The sequence below is a fragment of the Pseudokineococcus marinus genome (genome assembly GCF_013004605.1).
Taxonomy (GTDB): domain Bacteria; phylum Actinomycetota; class Actinomycetes; order Actinomycetales; family Quadrisphaeraceae; genus Pseudokineococcus; species Pseudokineococcus marinus.
In genome coordinates this window covers 1-6,099 of sequence record NZ_JABEMA010000190.1, presented here as the reverse complement: position 1 = coordinate 6,099, position 6,099 = coordinate 1, and the positions used below count along the sequence as shown (strand labels likewise).

General features: G+C 77.6%; 5 protein-coding genes and 1 pseudogene. All 6 read right to left on the bottom strand.

All coding sequences use genetic code 11. The annotated features are described in order from the left end of the window. Positions 1-377, bottom strand: a 377-nt coding sequence (locus tag HLB09_RS11740) for a biotin/lipoyl-containing protein (protein WP_322790153.1), incomplete at its 3' end; no start/stop codon positions are given. A 95-nt stretch (positions 378-472) separates the two neighbouring features. Next, positions 473-1,486 (bottom strand): alpha-ketoacid dehydrogenase subunit beta, encoded by a 1,014-nt coding sequence (locus tag HLB09_RS11735; protein WP_171203552.1) that lies wholly within the window; start codon positions 1,484-1,486, stop codon positions 473-475. Then, positions 1,483-2,676, bottom strand: a complete 1,194-nt coding sequence (pdhA, locus tag HLB09_RS11730) for a pyruvate dehydrogenase (acetyl-transferring) E1 component subunit alpha (RefSeq protein WP_322790152.1) — start codon at positions 2,674-2,676, stop codon at positions 1,483-1,485. The genes HLB09_RS11735 and pdhA overlap by 4 nt, the downstream gene beginning before the upstream one ends. Before the next feature lie 211 nt (positions 2,677-2,887). After that, positions 2,888-3,970, bottom strand: a complete 1,083-nt coding sequence (hisC, locus tag HLB09_RS11725; protein ID WP_246235211.1) for a histidinol-phosphate transaminase — start codon at positions 3,968-3,970, stop codon at positions 2,888-2,890. Between the two features lie 92 nt (positions 3,971-4,062). Further along, complete coding sequence (galE, locus tag HLB09_RS11720; protein WP_171203551.1) at positions 4,063-5,046, bottom strand: UDP-glucose 4-epimerase GalE; 984 nt, start codon at positions 5,044-5,046, stop codon at positions 4,063-4,065. 156 nt (positions 5,047-5,202) lie between these two features. Next, positions 5,203-6,099 (bottom strand): annotated as a pseudogene (locus HLB09_RS11715) (hypothetical protein); the annotation flags it as partial.

Here is a 6,099-nt window from a genome sequence, read left to right as displayed (position 1 = left end):
GGCGCGCTCCCGCCGTCGGCGCCGGCGGCGGCCGCCGGACGGCGGCGGCGCGAGGCGCGCTTGCCCGGCCCGTAGCCGACGAGGACGTCGCGGCGCTCGCCGTCCTCGCCCTCGGCGTCCCCCTCGCCCTCCGCACCGGCGACCTCGACCGCGACGATGGGGGTGCCGACCTCGACGGTCCGCCCCTCGTCGACGAGCAGCTCGCGCACCACGCCCGCGAAGGGCGAGGGCAGCTCGACGAGCGACTTGGCGGTCTCGATCTCGACGAGGACGGCGTTCGTGGCGACCTCGTCGCCGACGGCGACCCGCCAGGCGACGACCTCCGCCTCGGTCAGCCCCTCGCCGACGTCGGGGAGCCGGAAGTGCTGCACCGCCACGCGGTCCTCCTGAGCCTCGGGGCGGCCGGGCCGCCGTCGTCTGAGCTGCGCCTCCCCCGCGCCGCGCCAGTGTGGCGCAGGGCGGGCCGGCCGCGTCAGGTGTCGAGCACCCGGTCGACGGCTTCGAGCAGGCGGTCGGCGTCGGGCAGGTACTCCTCCTCCAGGCGCGCGGCCGGGTAGGGCACCGAGAAGCCGCCGACCCGCAGCACGGGCGCCTCGAGGGAGTAGAAGCAGCGCTCGGAGACGCGGGCGGCCACCTCGGCGCCGAGGCCGAGGAAGACGGGCGCCTCGTGGGCGACGACGCAGCGGCCGGTGCGGCGCACGGACTCCTCGACGGGCGCGAGGTCGAGCGGGGAGATCGAGCGGAGGTCGACGACCTCGAGGCTGCGGCCCTCCTCGGCGGCGGCGTCGGCCGCGCGCAGCGCCAGCGGGACAGTGGGCCCGTGGGCGACGACGGTGACGTCGGTCCCGGGCCGGACGACCCGCGCCCGGTGCAGCGGGTAGGGCTCGGCCGACGGGTCGAGCTCGGCCTTGTCCCAGTAGTGCCGCTTGGGCTCGAAGAAGATCACGGGGTCGGGCGAGGCGATCGCCTGCTGGATCATCCAGTAGGCGTCGACGGCGTTCGACGGGCTCACGCAGCGCAGGCCCGTGTGGTGGGCGAAGAGCGCCTCCGGCGACTCGCTGTGGTGCTCGACGGCCCCGATGCCGCCGCCGTAGGGGATGCGGATGACGACGGGCATCGTCAGCGTCCCGCGGCTGCGGTGGGTCATCTTCGCCAGCTGGGTGACGATCTGGTCGTAGGCGGGGAAGACGAAGCCGTCGAACTGGATCTCGCAGACGGGCCGGTAGCCCCGCATCGCCAGGCCGATCGCCGTGCCGACGATGCCGGCCTCGGCCAGCGGGGTGTCGACGACGCGCTCCTCGCCGAAGTCCTTCGCGAGCCCCTCGGTGACCCGGAAGACCCCGCCGAGGGCCCCGATGTCCTCGCCCATGACGAGGACCTTCGGCTCGCGCTCCATCGCGGCGCGCAGCCCCAGGTTGAGGGCGCGCGCCATGGTGACCCGCTCGGGCCCCCGCCCGCCGTCACCCGTCCCGGTGCCCTGGCTCATGCCGTGCGCCCCTCCTCGCCGTCCAGGCCCGCGAGGTAGGCGGCGTACCAGGCGCGCTCCTCCTCGACCTGGGGGTGCTCCGCCGCGTAGGCGTGGTCGAACATCGAGCCCGGCTCCGGGTCGGGCATCTCGAGCACCGCTCGCCGCAGCCGCGACGCCGCGGTGTCGCCCTCCCGCGCGACGTCGGCGAAGAAGGCGTCGTCCGCGCCGTGGTCGCGGCGCAGGTGCGCCTCGAGCCGGGTGAGCGGGTCACGGGCGCGCCACTGCTCCACCTCGACCGAGGGCCGGTAGCGCCCCGGGTCGTCGGAGGTCGTGTGGGCGCCCATCCGGTAGGTGAAGGCCTCGACGAGCGTCGGCCCCTCGCCGGCGCGCGCCCGCTCGGCGGCCGCGCGCACGACGGCGTAGCAGGCGACGACGTCGTTGCCGTCGACGCGCACGCCCGGGAAGCCGAAGCCGCTGGCGCGCTGGGCGATGGGCACGCGCGTCTGCCGCTCCGCCGGCACGGAGATGGCCCACTGGTTGTTCTGGCAGACGAAGACGACGGGCGCCTGGTAGGCCGTGGCGAAGACGAAGGCCTCGTTGACGTCGCCCTGGCTGCTCGCGCCGTCGCCGAAGTAGGCGAGCACGCACGCGTCCCGGGCGGGGTCGCCCGTGCCCACGGCGCCGTCGCGCTGCACGCCCATCGCGTAGCCGGTCGCGTGCAGCGTCTGGCTGCCGATGACGAGCGCGTACGGGCTGACGCCGGTGGCCTCGACGTCCCAGCCGCCGCGGTCCACGCCGCGGAAGAGGGAGAGGACGTGCGCCGGGTCGACGCCGCGCACCATCGCGACGGCGTGCTCGCGGTAGGTCGGGAAGAGCCGGTCCTGCGGCAGCGTCGCCCGGGCCGAGCCGACCTGCGCGGCCTCCTGGCCGAGCAGGCTCGCCCACAGGCCGAGCTCGCCCTGGCGCTGCAGCGCCGTGGCCTCGACGTCGACGCGCCGGGCGAGGGCCATGTCGCGGTACATGCCGCGGAGGTCCTCGGCCGTCAGCGTCGCCGCGTGGGCCGCGAGGGCCGGGTCCTCCTCGTGGTCGACGCGCCGCCCGTCCGGCGTGAGCATCTGCACGACGTGCATCGGCCCGGCCGCGGCGGGCGCCCCGCCCGCCGCGGACGGGGTGGAGGCGGTGGCTGTGCGGCCCGTCGACGACGTCACGTGCCCTCCCTCGGCGGCCTGCGCTCGCTGCCCGACCCGGTGCTCGGGCGATCCAGCGGGGCACGGTACTCCGGCGTCGGGGGCGCCCACGGCCCCGTCCGACCTCCGCGCACAGGCCCCGGCGGCCCGGTGGGGCGCCGGTGGAGGACGACGGGCGTGCGGCGCCCGCCGCGGGCTCCCGAGTGGGGCGCCGACGCCGTCCGGGCGCCCCTCAGACCCGCGGGAAGGAGGCGGCCACCTCGAGGAAGCGGTCCCCGGCCTCGGGCTCGGCGATGCTCACCCGCACGCCGTCGCCGGCGAAGGCGCGCACCGACAGGCCGACCGCGCTGCACGCCTCGGCGAGCTCGCCGGCGCGCTCGCCGACCGGCATCCACACGAAGTTCGCCTCCGTCGAGGGCACCTCCCAGCCCTGCTCGGCGAGGGCCGCGGCGACGCGCTCGCGCTCGGCGACGATGGAGCGGACCCGCTCGAGCAGCTCGTCCTCCGCCTCGAGCGAGGCGACGGCGGCCGCCTGCGCGAGGGTGCTGACGCCGAAGGGGATGGCCGTCTTGCGCAGGGCGTCGGCGACGACGGGGTGCGCCAGGCCGTACCCGACGCGCAGGCCCGCGAGCCCGTAGGCCTTGGAGAAGGTCCGCAGGACGACGAGGTTCGGGCGCTCCAGGTGCAGGGCCACCGCGTCGGGCGCCCCGGCCTCGGGCCGGACGAACTCGCGGTAGGCCTCGTCGAGGACGACGAGCACGTCGCGCGGGACGGCGTCGAGGAACGCCTCGAGCTCCTCGGAGGTGACCACCGGCCCCGTGGGGTTGTTGGGGCTGCAGACCAGCACGAGGCGCGTGCGCTCGGTGACGGCGGCCGCCATCGCCGGGAGGTCGTGCCGCCCGTCGGGCAGCAGCGGCACGGGGACCGGCTCGGCGCCGGTGAGGCGGACGACGATGGGGTAGGCCTCGAAGGAGCGCCAGGCGTGCACGACCTCGTCGCCGGCGCTCGCCACGGCCGTGAGCACCTGGCTCAGCACCCCGACGCTGCCGGGCCCGGCGACGACGTGCTCGGGCGGGACGCCGTCGTGGCGCGCCACCGCGGCGACGAGCTCGGTGCTGAGCATGTCCGGGTAGCGGTTGGCGCTCGCCGCCGCCCGCGCGACGACGTCGACGACCGACGGCAGCGGCGGGAACGGGTTCTCGTTGCTCGCCAGCTTGTACGGCACCAGCCCGTCGAGCGCCTCCGGCGGGCGCCCCGGCACGTACGCGGGCACGTCGTCGAGGACCGCGCGCAGGCGCGGGTGCAGCGTCGTCATGGCCCCGCAGCCTAGGTCGGCGGCCCGGCCCCGCCGGGGCCCCGCGTCGGGTCCGGCGGGGGGCGCGCGTCGGTGGGCGCGCGGCGGCCGGCTCAGCCCTCCCGCTGGACGCGCTGCTGGGCCCGCTGCTGGGCCGCCCAGGCCCCGGCGACCATGTCGTCGAGGTCGTGGCGCATGGCCCAGTCGAGGTCGCGGGCCGCGAGGTCGCCGCGGGCGACGATGCGCGGCGGGTCGCCGGGGCGCCGGTCGGCCTCCTCGGGGGTGAAGTCGACGCCCGTCACGCGCGCGACGGCGCTCATGATCTCGCGCACGGACGCGCCGTCCCCGCTGCCGAGGTTGTAGACCGGCTCGACGGCGTCCCCCGCCTCGAGGCGCCGGGCCGCGGCCACGTGGCTGCGGGCGAGGTCGGCGACGTGGACGTAGTCGCGCACGCAGGTCCCGTCGGGCGTCGGGTAGTCCGTGCCCCGGATGACCGGCGTGCGCCCCTCCGCGAGGGCGGAGAGCACGAGCGGGAAGAGGTTGTGCGGGCTCGCGTCGTAGAGCTCGGGGCGCCCGGAGCCGACGACGTTGAAGTAGCGCAGGCTCGTGGCGCGCAGGCCGCTCGCGCGGGCGACGTCGCGCAGCAGCCACTCCCCCGCGAGCTTGCTCTCGCCGTAGGGCGACTCCGGGCGCGTGGGCGTCGCCTCCGTGACGACGTCGTCGGGCGGCGTGCCGTAGACGGCGGCGCTGGAGGAGAAGACGCAGCGGTCGACGCCCGCGGCGTCCATCGCCCCGAGCAGCGAGACCATGGCCGTGACGTTCTGCGTGTACGTGTGCAGCGGGCGCTGGACGGAGACGCCGGCGTACTTGAAGCCCGCGAGGTGCACCACGCCGGTGACCTCGTGCTCGCGCAGCGCCCGCTCGACCGCGGCGCCGTCGAGGAGGTCGGCGCGGACCATCGGCACGTCCTCCGGCACGAAGCCCGCCACCCCCGAGGACAGGTCGTCGAGGACGACGCAGCCGAGCCCGGCCTCGCGGAACGCGTCCACGACGTGGGCGCCGATGTACCCGGCCCCGCCCGTCACCAGCCAGCTCATGCGCTCTCCTCGTCTCGTCGTGCCCGGGGCCCGTGCCCGTCGTCCGGTGGCTCGTGCCGTCCACCTGTGCCGCAGGACCGCTGCGGCCGCGGCGATCCTGCCAGCCCGCCCCGTCGCGGCGGGGCGCCGCGCGGGCCCGGGCGGCCCCCGCTCCCCTCACCCGGTCCCCGGGGGACGTCGCTCCGCGAGGAACAGGCGGGCGCTCGCCGTCGTGCCCTCCCCGGCGAGGTAGGGCGCCACCCGGGCGCGCCAGGCGACGAGCGAGGGGTCGTCGGAGGCGTCGACGAGGGCCGCCGTCTCTCGGTAGCGACCCAGGTCGTGGCCGGCCGTGCCGTCCGCCGGCTCCCCCGGCGCGGGCGCCGTGGCCGCGTCCGGCAGGTCGCGCAGCACCGTCGTCCGCGACGGCGTCGCCGGCGCGTCGGCGCCCTCGAGGCTCGCGATCCAGTCCTCCTCGTGCTCGAGCGACAGGACGGCGACGTCGGGCGGCACGTCGAGGCCGGCCACGGGCGCCCCGGCGGTGAGGACGGCGTCCACGGCGAAGCGCGAGCGCAGCGCCGGGTCCGCGGCGAGCTGGGCCGCGGTGATGCCGCCCTGGCTGTAGCCGACGAGGAGCACCGGCTCGTCGGGCGCCACGCCCGCCCGGTCCATGGCCTCCACGGCCCCGCGGGTCATGGCGGTGGGCAGCTCGCCGACCCCGCGCAGGTCCGTGCCGAGGTCGGCGGGATTGGTCGTCGCCTCGTCCCACGGCGCCGCCGTCGTCTGCGTGGGCGGCAGGACGACGACCCACCGCCGCGCGCCCGCGCCGTCGACGACCCTCTCGACGGCGATCGGCGCGGCGCTCGTCGCCCGGCCCGCGGGGCTGAGGGCCCCGCCCCCGGCCATCGGGCGGGCGCGCGCCAGCAGGTCCGCGGTGCCGCGCGCCGGGGGGATCGACCGGGCCGGGCCGACCGCGCGGACCTCGACGCGGGTCGGGCGGAGCGCGCCGTCCTGCGCCGTGAGCACCGCGACGCCGGCGGCGCGGTCCGCGACGTCGCGGGGCGGCCAGGCCCAGCG